This is a genomic window from Bradyrhizobium sp. USDA 4532, from assembly GCF_024171315.1.
Lineage (GTDB): Bacteria > Pseudomonadota > Alphaproteobacteria > Rhizobiales > Xanthobacteraceae > Bradyrhizobium > Bradyrhizobium australafricanum.
This window is the reverse complement of sequence record NZ_JALJZN010000001.1, coordinates 222,685-236,597: the sequence shown is the minus strand read 5'-3', so window position 1 is coordinate 236,597 and position 13,913 is coordinate 222,685. Positions and strand designations below refer to the sequence as shown.

Below are 13,913 nucleotides of genomic sequence, written 5' to 3'. Positions count from 1 at the left end.
CTGTCTTAGCGAACGGCGGTCAGGCGGCATCCGACCCGAACTCGGGCACAGCGTCCTGCAATACGGCGCGAATGGTCACGCGATCATCACTCCCGATCGCATCCTCCAGCGCCGCAAGCCACTTGAGCAGCCTGGGCATTGGAGGCTGGTTCGGCTTCGCCGCCATGACGCCAGCGACGCCGATGTCGAGCGTCGGCTCCTGGCTTGCGAACAGGATCTCGTTCAGCCGCTCACCGGGACGGATGCCGCTGAAAACGATCTCGACATCGACGCCGGGTTGCAGGCCCGACAGACGGACCATCCGCTCGGCGAGATCGACGATCTTCACCGGTTGCCCCATGTTCAGCACATAAACTGAGACGTCTGGCCGCGCCGACGTCATGGCGTGCGTCGCCGCAGTGATCACGAGATCGCAGGCTTCGCGGATCGTCATGAAGTAACGAACCATGTCGGGATGGGTCACCGTGATCGGTCCGCCGGCCTCGATCTGCGCCTTGAATTTCGGCACCACCGATCCATTGGAAGCCAGCACATTACCGAACCGCACCGAGATCAGGCGCATGTGCGGCTTGCCCTTTGCCTCGGTCATCAGGTCGTGGTCGAGCGCTTGACAATACATCTCGGCAAACCGCTTGGTCAGACCCAGCATCGACACTGGCTCGATCGCCTTGTCGGTCGAGATCATGACCATCGCGCTTGCGCCCGCGGCATGGGCGGCGTCGGCCACGTTCACCGACCCGAAGATGTTGGTCTTGACCCCTTCGCTCCAGTCGCGCTCCAGGATCGGCACATGCTTGAGCGCCGCGGCATGGAACACAATATCGGGCTTGAACTCGCCCATCAGCCGCATGATGCGCTCGCGATCCCTGATATCGGCGATCCGGCCTTCGATCTCAGGGCCGGTGTCGCGCGCGGATAGCGCCTCGGTGACAGCATAGAGCGCCGGCTCCGAGTTCTCCACAACTAGCAGACGTGCCGCGCCGAAGGTCGCGATCCGATCGCAGATTTCCGCGCCGATTGAGCCGCCGCCGCCGGTCACGATGACGGACTTGCCCCTCACCAGCGTCTCGAGCCGCGCGTAGTCGATCTTCTGGCTCGGACGCAGCAGCAGGTCCTCGACCGCGACCTTGGTGAGCCGCGGCGCGTCGCCGCCCTCCAGCGACGGCAGCCGACTGACGATTAGGCCGAGCCGCTTGGCCCGCATCAGCACGCTCTCGGGATGCGCGTCTGGCTCGAAGGCCGAGGGTGTCATGATGACGCGCTTGATCGGCCGCTGACGGCTCTCGAAATCCCGAATCACGGCCTCAATGTCGTCAACGCCGCCGACTACGGGAACGTTGCGGATCATCTGGCCGCGGTCCGCATCCGACGGCGAGAGTACGCCAACCGGCCAGAGGCGCTTGATGGCACCGTTCTCGATGCCACGCAGCACGACTTCTGCATCCGCCGTACGCCCAACCAGCAGCGCCGGCGCGGCATTGTCGGATCGAGCATGCAGCCGCGTGCGCGAATAGCGGAAATAGCGGTAGCCGAGGCGCAACGCACTCAGCGCGAACACCTCGAGGAAGAAGAACAGGATGATCGTGACCCTGCCGAGGAACACCGGGCTCTGCAAATTCGTTCCGGTGAAGAAGTAGACGTAGTCCAGCACGACCAGCGCCAGTGTCAGCACGGCTGCGACCCGCAGGATATTCAGCGCATCGGGCAGCGAGGTGAAGCGCCATTTCGCCGTGGTGAGATTGGAGAAATAGCTGACGAAAATGCTGAACAGCACGAACCAGGGCAGGATGAGCAGCAGATGCGGGAGTCGATCGGTAAGGAGGCTGCCCTCGAAACGCAGATAGAAGCTCGCCAGCAACGCGAACGTCGTCGCGAGCGCGTCATGCAGCAAAATCAGGAAATTGCGCAGGGTGAATTGTGAAAGGCGCGTCATCTAAGGGACGGGTTGCCGGCAACTGGAAGTTCGCGATGAGACATTGGCAGGCTGATAGCGTATCTGCAGAGCCCTTGCCAGAGATCACGGACAAGCAGGAGGTTTGGGTTCCATATTGGCCCCCAATTGCCCCTTCAAAGCCATGCCGCCCGCAACTCCGACGCCGAGCACATACATCCAGCCCTCATGAAAGTCGAAGATGTGTGAATTAAACAACGAACTGGAAATATTCTGTACCACGACGAGAAGCCCGATCCAGCTGACAAGGTCGTCGCCGCGGAACAGCAAGAGATGCAACAGCCACATCGCGTACAGCATCGCCACGCCCAGAATGCCCCATTGCACGGCGACGTTCAACGTTTGATTGTGGGGGTTTCCAATCACTTCGCCGGAAGCCTGGGTCACGCCGCCGGTCGCCACTCGCTCGAATAGGCCCCGCGTTGCTCCGGTGCCGTGACCGATCACCGGAGCTTCGGCGAAGAAGCCGAGCGATTTGCGCCAGAACTCGAGGCGTAGCCCGATCGAGGTCGGAGCATTCTGCTGCTTGTACAGTTCGTATTCGCTGCCGAACCTTTCAGCTGTTCGTCGTAGTTGCGGAGAAGAATACCAAGCCATTGTGGCTAGCACCGCGATAGCACACAGGATTGCAACTATGCTGCGTCCGCGTAGATGAACCAACGCAAAAACCGCGAACATGATCGGAACAGTCGCTAGTGCGGTCCGCGATACTACTACGAACGCCAAATTGGCGAAGAAGCTTAGCACGATTACAATCAGCAGCGTGGCCAGTGCGAAACGCCTTTCCCTCAATAGCATAACAATAGAATAGGCCAGCGCGACCGCGCATAAGGTGAATTCCTGGCTCTGGTCGATGTAGTTCTTGACGAAGACTCCCTGCTCGCCCGGAGCGGGCGCCCGCAGCGCGAGGTGCGGATAGGAAAGCACCAGCCAGGACATCAGCATCAACAGCGTGCAGGAGACCAGGAAAGCGACGAACACCCAGGTCCCGCGGGTCGAGCGCTGAAAATGATAGAGCAGGACCGGCAGCACGAGGAGCTTTGCGGTCGGCCCGACCGCGTAGAATCGCAAGCCCCAGGCCGCGTCCGACCAGAGCGTGCCGACAAGCGCGAGGCAAAACAACGCGACCGGTGCCAGGCAGATCGGCCGCTTCAGCAGCGCCCAGAACGCCTTCAGATCGACCGTCGGCGCGATCGCGATCAGCAGCACCACGCCGAAGATGCCGACCAGCGAGGTCGACCACGGCAGCGACAGCGCAATCAGGACCGCGACCACATCGGTCGCGGTCTGCCAGCGCGCCGGATCGCGCCAGGCCGGACACGCCGTGGCGCCTGCCGGGGATGCCATGCTTGCGCTCACGCCTTGCCCTCACGGGCCCGCGCAACCAGCGACGTCGTGCTGTGGCCGGGCAGGATCTCGACCAGCACCACCTCGCCGCCGGCGGCTTCGACGATCTCGTGGCCGACCACCTGCTCGCGGGTATAGTCGCCGCCCTTGACCAGCACGCTCGGCCGCACCTGCGTGATCAGATTGATCGGCGTGTCCTCCTCGAAGATCGCGACGAGGTCGACGGCTTCCAGCGCCGCCAGCACCTCGGCGCGGGCGCGCTCGTCCTGCACCGGACGTCCCTCGCCCTTCAGCCGCTTCACCGAGGCGTCGCTGTTCAGCCCGACGACCAGGCGGTCACAGGCGCCGCGCGCGGCGGTCAGCACCTTGACGTGGCCGGGATGCAGGATGTCGAAGCAGCCATTGGTGAAGCCGATGCGCAGATCCTGCCTGCGCCACTCCTCGAGGCATGCATCGATGTCGCCGCCGGCCGGGACGATCTTCTCCTCGGCCGCCAGCGAAGCGTGCGGCAGGATCCTTCGGCGCAATTCGGCGGACTTGACGATCGCGGTACCGGTCTTGCCGACCGCAACCGCCGCCGCCGCGCTCGCGATCCGCAGCGCGCCTTCCCAGTCGGCGCCGCCCGCCAGCGCCAGCGCCAACGCCGCGGCAACGGTATCGCCGGCGCCGGAGACGTCGCGCACCTTGACCGGCAGCGCCGGCACATGGATCGACTCGCCGCCGCGCGTCACCAGCGTCATGCCGCGCTCGCCCTGCGTCACCAGCATCGCCTCGCAATCCGCGAGGTACATCGCATCGGGCGCGGCCTGCGCGATGCTGTCCTGGCTGTCGGCGCGGCTGCGGGTCGCCTCGGCGAATTCCTTGCGGTTCGGCGTCAGCACGGTCGCGCCGCGATAGATCGCGAGATTGGCGCTCTTGGGGTCGACGATGACGCGCTTTTGCGCCTGTCGCGCCGCGTCGATCACGTTGCGGATCACGCGCGCGGTGAGCACGCCCTTGGCGTAGTCCGACAGCAGCACGATGCCGGCTTGCGCAAGACGCGGCAGGATTGCATCGATCAGCTGCTGCTCGATGGCCGGCGCGGCCGGCGCGGCGAACTCCCAGTCGGAGCGCAGCATGTGGGTCGAGAATTGCTCGGAGACGAAGCGCACCTTGCGCGTGGTCGGACGCGCGACGTCGCGCACCAGTACGGTCTCGATAGCCGCCTCCTTCGCCAGCGCCTCGGCCAGCACCGCGCCGGCGGCGTCCTCGCCGATCAGGCCGACGAAGATGCAGCGCCCGCCAAGCGCGGCGATGTTGCGCGCGACGTTGCCGGCGCCGCCGATATTGGTCTCGCTGCGCCTGACCGCGATCACCGGGGCCGGCGCCTCCGGCGAGATCCGCGACACCTCGCCATAGACGAACTCGTCGAGCATGAGGTCGCCGACGCAGAGCACGGTCTGGCCGGACATGGCACGCGAGATCGCTTCAAAATCGAACATCAGTCACCGTCATCCGCTCTAGCGATAGCGATCCGCGCGATCGAGAAAGCCCTTCACATAGGCCCCGACTGCGTCTTCCAGGCGAGTGAAGCCGCCATTGTATCCGGCGCGTCCGAGACGATCGACGACGCTCTGGGTGAAGTACTGGTAACTGCCGCGAATCTGCTCGGGCATGTCGACATACTGGATGTTCGGTTCGAGCCCGAGCGCACCATAGGCCGAGACGATCAGGTCCTTGAAGCTGCGCGCCTTGCCGGTACCGACATTGAACAGCCCGGAGACCCGCGGCGTCGCGATCAGCCACATCATCACCCGCACGACGTCGTCGACATAGATGAAGTCGCGGCGCTGATCGCCGTCGGCGATGCCCTCGCGATGCGACTTGAACAGCTGCACGACACGGCCCGCCTTGATGTCGTCGAAGCGGCGCGCGAGCACGCTCATCATCGGGCCCTTGTGATATTCATTGGGGCCGAACACGTTGAAGAATTTCAGCCCGGCCCATTGCGGCGGCAGAGGCTCGCCCTTCGCAGCGCGCTCGGCGACCGCAAGGTCGAACAGGTTCTTGCTCCAGCCGTACAGGTTCATCGGCCGCAACCGCTTCAGCGCCTCGACCGACGCGTCGTCGTCAAACCCCTGTTCGCCGTCGCCATAGGTCGCGGCCGAGGAGGCATAGATGAACGGCGTGGCATTCGCCGTGCACCAGTCGAGCAGCCGCATCGAGAGACGGAAATTGGTCTCGATCACCAGGTCGCCGTCGGTTGCCGTGGTCTCGGAAATGGCGCCGAGATGGATCACGGCGGTGAGCCGCCGCCCCTTCAGCCAGTCGCCAAGCTCGGCCGGCGGAACGACATCGGCAAGCTGGCGCTTGGCCAGGTTCCGCCACTTGCCGTCCTGCCCAAGCAGATCGCAGACCACAACATCGCTGCGCCCGGCGTCGTTCAACGCGGCCACGACGTTCGATCCGATAAAACCGGCGCCCCCGGTTACCAGAAACATGATGAAATCCCGCCAGATTCCTTTGCAGCCGTCAGCTTTGCCCCACTCCCGCGTCGCAGGCAACGACGGCTTTACCTCTCATCGCGAACCGGTTACCGACTTGGCCGCGCCCGATCGGCCTTGGCCTATTTAGAAATGAATATTGATTCAATATCTGATATCGAAACACAGGATGCCGGGGATACCAGACCGATCCTCGTGGTGCCCTATGTTTGGATCGGCGATTTCGTGCGCGGCCACACCGTGGTCAGGGTGCTCCGCAAGCGTTGGCCGAACCGGCCGATCGACCTTCTGACGTCCAGGCTTTGCGCCCCTTTGGTCGATTATATGCCCGATGTTCGCGCCGGGATCGTGTCCGACCTGCCGCGCAGCCGGCTCGCGCTGGCCCAGCAGCAAGCCCTCGCGGCCGAGCTTCGCCGACGGAACTACGCCACCGCGCTGGTGCTGCCGCGGACCTGGAAGGCCGCTCTCGCGCCGGCGCTGGCGGGCATCCCGGAACGGGTCGGCTTCTTTGGCGAGGCGCGGTTCGGCCTCATCAACGCGATGCGATGGGGTGAAAAGCAGCAGCCGCGCTTCATCGACAAGAACGCGATCCTGGCGCTGCCCGACGGCGCCGCCCGCCCGCCGGAATGGCCGGTGCCACAGCTTCGGGTTCCCGCGGACGAAATCGAACGCTGGCGGCAGGCCAACGGCCTCGGCCGCGGTTCCGCCATCGCGCTCGGCCCCGGCTCGGTCGGCGCCTCGAAACGCTGGACCTATTATCCGGAGGCCGCGCGCCTGTTCGCCGAACGTGGCTTCGACGTCTGGGTGGTCGGCGGCCCCGGCGAGAAGGCGCTGGCGCAGGAGATTTCGGCCGTCGGCGGCGCGCGGGTCCGCGACCTCACCGGCACCGATCTGCGCAACGGCATCGTTGCGATGGCCGCGGCCAGCGTCGCTGTGACCAACGACTCCGGCCTGATGCACATCGCCGCCGCAATCGGCACGCCGACCATGGGCATCTTCGGCCCGACCGATCCCTATCTCTGGGCGCCCCTCAACGGCCTCGCCGCGACAGTGCTGCAGACCAGGAGCAAGCTGTCGTGCCAGCCGTGCCAGCGCACGGTCTGCACCATGAACGATCATCGCTGCATGCGCGACATCGCCCCCGAAGAGGTCGTGGAGATTGCGCAGCGCGTGCTGGCTCAGGTCAGCGCGCGGTAGACCGCCGCGATCACGTTCGCCTCGGCATCGAGGCTGAACTTATCCACAACTCGTTGCCGCGCCCGCGCCCCCATCGCCGCGGCCGCTGCCGGATCGCGCATCAAGGGCTCCAGCGCGGCCACCAGCGCGTCGGCATCGCCAGGCGGCGTCAGCACGCCGGTGACGCCGTCCTCGACGACGAACTCGGCTGCGCCCGCGCGCGCTGCCACCAGCGCCGCGCCTGCCGACATCGCCTCGATCAGGGTCAGGCCAAAACCTTCATTGCGCGAGGTGAAGGCGTAGATCGTCAGCCGCTGGTACCAGCGCATGACATCCTCGATCGGCAGTTCGCCGGTGATGACGATGCGCGATTGCAGCCCGGCCGCCTCGATCTTCCGCTTCAGCTCGTTGGCAAAGGCGAGTTGCTCCGGCACCACGGCGCCGACGATGACGGCGGTGAAATCGGGATAGCGCGGCAGCAGCCTGCACATCGCCTCGACGAAGACGTCACTGCCCTTCTGCGCGCGCACCCGCCCGAAACAGCCGATCGCATAGCGGCCCGGCAGTCCGCTCTCGGCGAAGGCTGCCGCGCGATCGGCCGGTGGCGCATAACGATCGGTGTCGACGCCGTGCATCACCACTGTCGCGTCACGCTTCAGGTAGGAGGCCGACAGCGGACTGGTGGCGATGATCGCATCCATGTTGCGGATCAGCCAGCGCGTCAGCCAGGTGTGGTGGCGCTGCGCGGCCGAGGTGAAGATCAGTTTCAGCGGCCAGCCGAGCGCCCGCAGCGCGAGCCCGACGATCATCTCGTCGTTGCGCCGCGCGTGCCAGATCAGCGGCGATGCGCGCCGCCACAGGTGCAGGAGATCGGCGAATCCGATCGCGTCGATGCCGTCGGGCCGATGCGAGCCGAGCCAGCCTGCGCGGAACATTTTGGCGAGCTTCGGCGCTACCATGCGGTTGGTCGCGGTGACACCCGAATAGCGTCGGTGCAGATTGGGCACGATGAGCTCGAGCTCGCGGGCAGGTGTGTTCTCGATCGGCACTCAAGTCTCCGTTTCGTGCCAGTTCCTATACGCAACATTAAGCATAGTGGCCAGTTCGGCCGCGGCGAAACCCCCTCTTCACCGCACTCCCGCTAGCATCGCCAGTTAAAGAACATCGGGAGAGCTCTATCCATGACCGTGCTCGTGACCGGCGGCGCCGGCTATATCGGAAGTCACATGATTCATGCGCTGGTCGATGCCGGCGAGAGCGTCGTCGTGATCGACAACCTTTCCACCGGCTTCTCCGCGTTCCTGCCCGAAGGCGTGCCGCTGTTCATCGGCGATGCCGGCGACGAGAACCTCGTCGAGGGCGTGATCGCCCAGCACGGCATCGACAGCATCATCCATTTCGCGGGCTCCGTCGTGGTGCCGGACTCGATGCGCGATCCGCTCGGCTACTACCGCAACAACACCATGACGACGCGCAGCCTGCTCAACGCGGCGGTGAAGGGCGGCGTCAGCCGCTTCATCTTCTCCTCGACCGCGGCCGTCTACGGCAACCCGGACCAGGTGCCGGTGCCGGAGATCGCACCGACGCGTCCGCTATCGCCCTACGGCTCGTCGAAGCTGATGACCGAGATCATGCTGCACGACGTCGCATCCGTTCATGGCATGAGCTACGTCGTGCTGCGCTACTTCAACGTCGCCGGCGCCGACCCGAAGGGCCGCGTCGGCCTTGCCACCATCGGCGCCACCCATCTGCTCAAGATCGCGGTCGAGGCCGCGACCGGCCAGCGCGCCAAGATCGACGTGTTCGGCACCGACTATCCGACCCAGGACGGCAGCTGCATCAGGGATTTCATCCATGTCAGCGACCTCGTCGAGGCGCACCGCTCGGCGCTGTCCTATCTGCGTGCCGGCGGGCAATCGGTGACGATGAATTGCGGTTATGGCCGCGGCTATTCCGTGCTCGAGACGATCGAGGCGGTGCGCCGGGTCTCGATGCGCAACTTCGCGGTCGCCTACGCCGCGCGCCGGCCCGGCGACATCATGACCATGGTGGCCGACACGACAAGGATCCGCTCGCTGCTCGACTGGACGCCGCGCTTCGACGATCTCGAGACCATCGCGAGCCACGCGCTGGCCTGGGAGGAGAAGCTGTTCCGGGAGCGCGCGGGCTCCGCGCGACAGGCGGAATCGGCCTAAAAAACAAACCGTTATCAAGCAGTTATTGTGCTTGAAAAAGCCCCGCCAAGCGGGCAAGGAGGTCCCGCAACCCTGACGGCCGGCGCTGCCCGCCGTCAATGGAACGCGGATGGCCCAGTTTCCAAAGAAAATTACCGACGATCCCTATGGCGCGGCGATCCTGATTCGCCGCCTGGTCATGGAACAAGGGATTACCTATTGGCGGCGCTATCTGACTGCGTTCGCGCTGATGGCCGTGGCGGCCGGCTCGACGGCCGGCGCCACCTACGTGCTCGGCCAGGTGATCAACCAGGCCTATGTCGACAAGAACATCCCCGGCATCGCGATGTTCGCCGGGATCACGGTGGTGCTGCTGTTCATCAAGGGCGTGGCGACCTACGGCCACATGGTGATCCTGAACAAGATCTCCAACGCCATCCTCGCCAGCAACCAGCGGCAACTATTCGCCAAGCTGATGAGTGAGAGCATCGGCTTCTTCTCGCAACGGCACTCGTCGGAATTCCTGGCGCGGCTGACCGCCGGCGCCAAGTCGATCACCGACGTGCTCAACATGCTGGTCAATGCGATCGGCCGCGACTTCCTGATGCTGATCAGCATGGTCGCTGTCATGGTCTGGCAGGACCCGCTGATGTCGTTCATCGGGCTCGTGGCGGTGCCGCCGGCGATGCTGATGCTGCGCAGGCTGGTGAAGCGGATCAAGGGGCTCGCCTACAACCAGTTCACCGGCACCGCCGACATCATGGAGACGATGCAGGAGTCGCTGCAGGGCATCCGCACCGTGAAGGCGTTCACGCTGGAAGACACCATGCAGCAGCGGATCGACGAGCACATCGCAACCGTCGAGAGCAATGCCAACAAGATGGCGCGCGTCGCCAACCGTTCCAATCCGCTGATGGAAATGCTCGGCGGCTTCGCGGTCGCCGGCTGCCTGATGTATGGCGGCTACAGCGTGGTGGCGCTCGGCTCCACGCCGGGCCAGTTCTTCACGTTCCTGACAGCCTTCCTGATGGCGACCGAGCCGGCCAAGCGGCTGGCGCGGCTCAACATCGACCTCAATAGCCAGCTGGTCGGCGCGCGGATGCTGCTCGAGGTGGTCGATAGCCCCGCGAGCGAGCAGACCGATGACGACAGGCCGGCGCTGAAACTGTCCGACGCGCGGATCGAACTGCGCGACGTCAGCTTCGCCTATCGGCCGGGCGAGCCGGTGCTGAACCGCATGAGCTTCGTCGCCGAGCCCGGCAAGGTGACCGCGCTGGTCGGCCCCTCCGGCGGCGGCAAATCGACCGTGCTGGCCTTGCTGCTTCGCTTCTACGAGACGCGCGAGGGCGACATCCTGATCGATGGACAGCCGATCTCGTCGGTGTCGCGCAAATCGCTGCGGCAGCAGACGGCCTATGTCGGGCAGGACGTCTATCTGTTCCGCGATACCATCCGCGCCAACATCGCCTTCGGCAAGCAGGGCGCCACCGAGCAAGAGATCGTCGACGCCGCCAAGGCCGCCTGCGCACACGACTTCATCATGAGCTTCCCGCTTGGCTACGACACGCCGGTCGGCGAACACGGCACCCAGCTGTCCGGTGGGCAACGCCAGCGCATCGCGGTCGCCCGCGCGTTGATCAAGAACGCGCCGATCATCCTGCTCGACGAGGCCACCGCCGCGCTCGACTCGGAGTCCGAGAAGCAGGTGCAGGAAGCGATCGAGCATCTCTGCCAGGGCCGCACCACAATCGTGATCGCGCACCGCCTGCACACCATCATGCATGCCGATGCGATCCTGGTGGTCGAGGGCGGCGAAATCGTCGAGCGCGGACGGCACGAGGAGCTGCTGCGCCGCGGCGGCCGCTACGCCTCGTTCTTCCGCCTGCAGCACCACCACGACCCGTCGCCGCTGGCGCTGGCGCCGATCAGCGCCACCGGCTAGAGCCTGTCATCCCCTCGGGGCAATGCCTGCGCGCAGCACGCGCAGGACATTGCCGCCCATGACCTTGCGGATGTCGTCCACCGAGAACCCGCGCGACATCAGCGCCTGGGTCACGGCGACGATCTCACTGGCATCGAAGCCCGTGGTGGTCGAGCCGTCGAAATCCGAGCCGAGGCCGACATGGTCGATCCCGACCAGGTCGCGGACATGGGCGATCGCCCGCGCGACGTCCTTCGGATCGAGCGAGCAGACCGCGCCTTGCCAGAAACCGATGCCGACGATGCCGCCGGTCCGCGCGACACCCCGGACTTCGTCGTCGGTGAGGTTGCGGTTGACCTTGCAGGTCGCCTGAACGCCGCCGTGGCTCGAGACCACCGGGCGCGTCGCCATCGCCAGCACCTCGGCGACCGCCGCGTGGCTCGCATGCGCGAGGTCGACGATCATGCCCATCGCCTCCATCCGCTGCACCACCTGCCGGCCGAGCGGCGTCAGTCCGCCCTTTGCGACGCCGTGCATCGAACCTGCGACGTCATTGTCGAAGAAGTGAGCGAGACCGGCCATTCTGAATCCGGCGGCATAGAGCACGTCGAGATTGGCGATGTTGCCCTCGATGTCCTGCAGGCCCTCGATCGAGAGCATGCCGCCAACCACCGTCGCGCCGCTCCTGCGGTCGGCGAGCAGGCGGTCGAGGTCGGCCGGCGTTGCGATCAGGCGCAGCCGCCCGGTGGATTGTTCGGCGAAGCTCCGCAATTTCTCTGCATGCCACAGCGAGCGCTGCAGCAACGAGAACCACGTCCGTGGCGGCTGCAGATCGATGATGGCGAGGTTCGTGATGGTGTCGGTGTCGGCGCCGTTGGCATCATAGTTCTGGCCCTTGGGCGACTTGGTGACCGACGAGAACACCTGCAGCGCGTAGTGTCCCTCGATCAGGCGGGGCAGGTCGATATGGCCGCGATCGGATCGCGCGATCAGGTCGCGCTTCCACAGCAGGCTGTCCGCATGCATGTCCGCCACGTCGAGCGACGCCTGCAGGGCCGTAGCGGCGGGCGTGATATCCAGCGCCACGCGCTGGACCCTGTTCTGCGCCCGGTCGATCCGCTCCGGGGCGACCGTGAAAAAGCGAACGGCGGCGGCGATCAGGACCACGGCGACCGGCGCCAGGCCGATCGAAAGCCATTTCCTCATGGACACCACCGCCTTTGTCGACCAAAGGCGGCTGCGCTCGGCGGAAAGCTGGCCTCACCTCTGCGCCGGATGCAGCCGCAGCCACTAGCCCTGAGCGGCGTAAGCGCGTAAATACCGCCCGCGCTCCCTCCTTCAACCCTCCGGGACCCGTTCATGAACGCCGCATCCACCGTCATTCCGCTTCCCCCGCAGCCCTCGCTTCCCGTCGTAGGCGAATCCGGCAGCTATCCGGTCCGCCGCATCTGGTGCGTTGGCCGCAACTATCTCGAGCATATCAGGGAGATGGGTAATGACGAGCGCGCGCCGCCATTCTTCTTCGGCAAGCATGCCGACATGCTGGTGCCCGATGGCGCGATCATCCCCTATCCGCCGCTGACCAAGGACCTGCATCACGAGGTCGAGCTGGTGGTGGCGATGAAGAGCGGCGGGCTGAACATTCCCGCCGACAAGGCGCTCGAGCATGTCTACGGCTATGCCGTCGGCATCGACCTGACCCGCCGCGACCTGCAGATCGCCTCGCGCAAGAAGGAGCGGCCCTGGGAGATCGGCAAGTCGTTCGACTATTCCGCGCCCTGCTCGGCGATCCAGCCGGCCGCGAAGATCGGCCACCCGACCGCGGGCAAGATCTGGCTCACCGTCAACGGCAAGGAAGCGCAGAAGGGCGACCTCACCGAGCTGATCTGGAACGTGCCTGAAATCATCTGGCAGCTCTCGCAGCAGGTGAAGCTCGCCGCCGGCGACATCATCATGACCGGCACGCCCGCCGGCGTCTCGCAGCTGCAGGTGGGCGACAAGCTCGAATGCGGTGTCGACGGCGTCGGCAAGCTCGCGGTGACGATCGGCAAGCCGGAATAACCGCCTCAGCAGACGAGGCAAGGCCCAAAGCCCCGGACCTCAGGTCCGGGGCTTTTTGCTGTGCGCCATCAGCGCATCGTGCCGGGCATGCAGGGCGGCTCGGTGAACGGGGCGGTCGCGAACGATCCAACCTTCGGCGCGCGCACGCAATCGGTGGTCTTGCTGCTGACCGTCGTTGTCGTCATCGAAGCATTGGCGCGCCGCACCGCAGCGTTGTTGCCGGCGGCCGACGCCTGCGCCGAACAGGCGGCTGCCGCAACCAGCGCAAGCGCCGCGAGGGTCAATTTGGTCATGGGATTTCTCCGTACGGTGGGTGAAGCCGACCTAGCTCGGCTCCTGTGTTCAGGACCGCGCGCGCCCGGAAATTATTTCATCACGCGCGATCACCGCGTCGCGAGCGCCTGATCACTTCAGATGGAGCGGGGAATACCGGAGCGACCGAGGCACTCCATGTCATCAAGGCCGCGCGCAAAACGCGGCGACGACAATATGGAGGTTTTCATGATCGATCTTCAACGACCCGGCGTACGACTGGGCTTGGCTGCGATTATGTCCGCGGCAATGGCGGCCGCTTGCTTCGCACAGGCAGCGGTCCAGCAGCCCCGCGCCTACGCGTCAAACGAAACCGCGAGCAGGCCGTGGTCGGCGCCGGTCGGCCATCGCCAGCCGCGCGCCGCCGATATTCCGGCGACGACATCGACATCGCAGCAGATCATCGATCAGGAGGACGCGATCGTCCACCGCAAGATCAAGGGGATTTGCCGCGGCTGCTAGAGCATGATCCGGAAAAGCGCGAAACG

The 13,913-nt window shown here is 65.4% G+C and carries 12 protein-coding genes; 5 read left to right on the top strand and 7 right to left on the bottom strand.

The features are described from left to right. Nucleotides 1-19 precede the first annotated feature (19 nt). From J2R76_RS01020 to rfaD, 4 genes are all read right to left on the bottom strand, one after another. On the bottom strand, nucleotides 20-1,933 hold the full coding sequence (locus tag J2R76_RS01020) for a nucleoside-diphosphate sugar epimerase/dehydratase (protein WP_253623649.1): 1,914 nt from the start codon (nucleotides 1,931-1,933) through the stop codon (nucleotides 20-22). Nucleotides 1,934-2,017: 84 nt separating this feature from the next. Further along, nucleotides 2,018-3,298, bottom strand: coding sequence for an O-antigen ligase (locus tag J2R76_RS01015; RefSeq protein ID WP_253623648.1), 1,281 nt, complete (start codon nucleotides 3,296-3,298; stop codon nucleotides 2,018-2,020). An 8-nt stretch (nucleotides 3,299-3,306) separates the two neighbouring features. Then, nucleotides 3,307-4,779: a D-glycero-beta-D-manno-heptose-7-phosphate kinase gene (rfaE1, locus tag J2R76_RS01010; protein WP_253623647.1), complete on the bottom strand. Its 1,473-nt coding sequence runs from the start codon at nucleotides 4,777-4,779 to the stop codon at nucleotides 3,307-3,309. Nucleotides 4,780-4,797: 18 nt separating this feature from the next. After that, a complete protein-coding gene (gene rfaD, locus J2R76_RS01005) occupies nucleotides 4,798-5,778 on the bottom strand; it encodes an ADP-glyceromanno-heptose 6-epimerase (protein ID WP_253623646.1) in 981 nt (326 codons plus the stop codon). A gap of 135 nt (nucleotides 5,779-5,913) precedes the next feature. Here rfaD and waaF point away from each other — a divergent pair, with 135 nt between their 5' ends. Continuing rightward, nucleotides 5,914-6,978: a lipopolysaccharide heptosyltransferase II gene (gene waaF, locus J2R76_RS01000; protein WP_253623645.1), complete on the top strand. Its 1,065-nt coding sequence runs from the start codon at nucleotides 5,914-5,916 to the stop codon at nucleotides 6,976-6,978. On the opposite strand, the gene J2R76_RS00995 is transcribed toward waaF, so the two are convergent. Then, on the bottom strand, nucleotides 6,960-8,006 hold the full coding sequence (locus tag J2R76_RS00995) for a glycosyltransferase family 4 protein (RefSeq protein ID WP_375166470.1): 1,047 nt from the start codon (nucleotides 8,004-8,006) through the stop codon (nucleotides 6,960-6,962). The two genes, waaF and J2R76_RS00995, sit on opposite strands and share 19 nt — an antisense overlap. 132 nt (nucleotides 8,007-8,138) lie before the next feature. Between J2R76_RS00995 and galE the strand changes: the two genes are divergently transcribed. Further along, nucleotides 8,139-9,152: a UDP-glucose 4-epimerase GalE gene (gene galE / locus J2R76_RS00990; protein ID WP_253623644.1), complete on the top strand. Its 1,014-nt coding sequence runs from the start codon at nucleotides 8,139-8,141 to the stop codon at nucleotides 9,150-9,152. A 109-nt stretch (nucleotides 9,153-9,261) separates the two neighbouring features. Then, nucleotides 9,262-11,073 (top strand): ABC transporter ATP-binding protein, encoded by a 1,812-nt coding sequence (locus tag J2R76_RS00985; RefSeq protein ID WP_253623643.1) that lies wholly within the window; start codon nucleotides 9,262-9,264, stop codon nucleotides 11,071-11,073. 6 nt (nucleotides 11,074-11,079) lie between these two features. On the opposite strand, the gene J2R76_RS00980 is transcribed toward J2R76_RS00985, so the two are convergent. Beyond that, the gene (locus J2R76_RS00980) at nucleotides 11,080-12,258 is read right to left on the bottom strand and encodes a dipeptidase (protein WP_253623642.1); all 1,179 of its coding nucleotides are present in this window, start codon (nucleotides 12,256-12,258) and stop codon (nucleotides 11,080-11,082) included. A 153-nt stretch (nucleotides 12,259-12,411) separates the two neighbouring features. Here J2R76_RS00980 and J2R76_RS00975 point away from each other — a divergent pair, with 153 nt between their 5' ends. After that, nucleotides 12,412-13,113, top strand: coding sequence for a fumarylacetoacetate hydrolase family protein (locus J2R76_RS00975; protein WP_253623641.1), 702 nt, complete (start codon nucleotides 12,412-12,414; stop codon nucleotides 13,111-13,113). 68 nt (nucleotides 13,114-13,181) lie between these two features. Here the strand turns inward: J2R76_RS00975 and J2R76_RS00970 are convergent, their stop codons facing one another. Further along, nucleotides 13,182-13,406, bottom strand: a complete 225-nt coding sequence (locus tag J2R76_RS00970; protein ID WP_057016719.1) for a hypothetical protein — start codon at nucleotides 13,404-13,406, stop codon at nucleotides 13,182-13,184. A 208-nt stretch (nucleotides 13,407-13,614) separates the two neighbouring features. Between J2R76_RS00970 and J2R76_RS00965 the strand changes: the two genes are divergently transcribed. Beyond that, nucleotides 13,615-13,887 (top strand): hypothetical protein, encoded by a 273-nt coding sequence (locus tag J2R76_RS00965; protein WP_253623640.1) that lies wholly within the window; start codon nucleotides 13,615-13,617, stop codon nucleotides 13,885-13,887. The last annotated feature ends 26 nt before the right edge of the window (nucleotides 13,888-13,913 follow it).

What these genes read in the sequence shown, in the direction of transcription:
- galE (WP_253623644.1), top strand. Translation starts at nt 8,139, where the DNA reads ATGACCGTGCTCGTGACCGGCGGCGCCGGCTATATCGGAAGTCACATG.
- J2R76_RS00965 (WP_253623640.1), top strand. Translation starts at nt 13,615, where the DNA reads ATGATCGATCTTCAACGACCCGGCGTACGACTGGGCTTGGCTGCGATT.
- J2R76_RS01020 (WP_253623649.1), bottom strand. Translation starts at nt 1,933, where the DNA reads ATGACGCGCCTTTCACAATTCACCCTGCGCAATTTCCTGATTTTGCTG.
- rfaE1 (WP_253623647.1), bottom strand. Translation starts at nt 4,779, where the DNA reads ATGTTCGATTTTGAAGCGATCTCGCGTGCCATGTCCGGCCAGACCGTG.
- J2R76_RS00985 (WP_253623643.1), top strand. Translation starts at nt 9,262, where the DNA reads ATGGCCCAGTTTCCAAAGAAAATTACCGACGATCCCTATGGCGCGGCG.
- J2R76_RS01015 (WP_253623648.1), bottom strand. Translation starts at nt 3,298, where the DNA reads ATGGCATCCCCGGCAGGCGCCACGGCGTGTCCGGCCTGGCGCGATCCG.
- J2R76_RS00975 (WP_253623641.1), top strand. Translation starts at nt 12,412, where the DNA reads ATGAACGCCGCATCCACCGTCATTCCGCTTCCCCCGCAGCCCTCGCTT.
- waaF (WP_253623645.1), top strand. Translation starts at nt 5,914, where the DNA reads ATGAATATTGATTCAATATCTGATATCGAAACACAGGATGCCGGGGAT.
- J2R76_RS00970 (WP_057016719.1), bottom strand. Translation starts at nt 13,406, where the DNA reads ATGACCAAATTGACCCTCGCGGCGCTTGCGCTGGTTGCGGCAGCCGCC.
- J2R76_RS00980 (WP_253623642.1), bottom strand. Translation starts at nt 12,258, where the DNA reads ATGAGGAAATGGCTTTCGATCGGCCTGGCGCCGGTCGCCGTGGTCCTG.
- rfaD (WP_253623646.1), bottom strand. Translation starts at nt 5,778, where the DNA reads ATGTTTCTGGTAACCGGGGGCGCCGGTTTTATCGGATCGAACGTCGTG.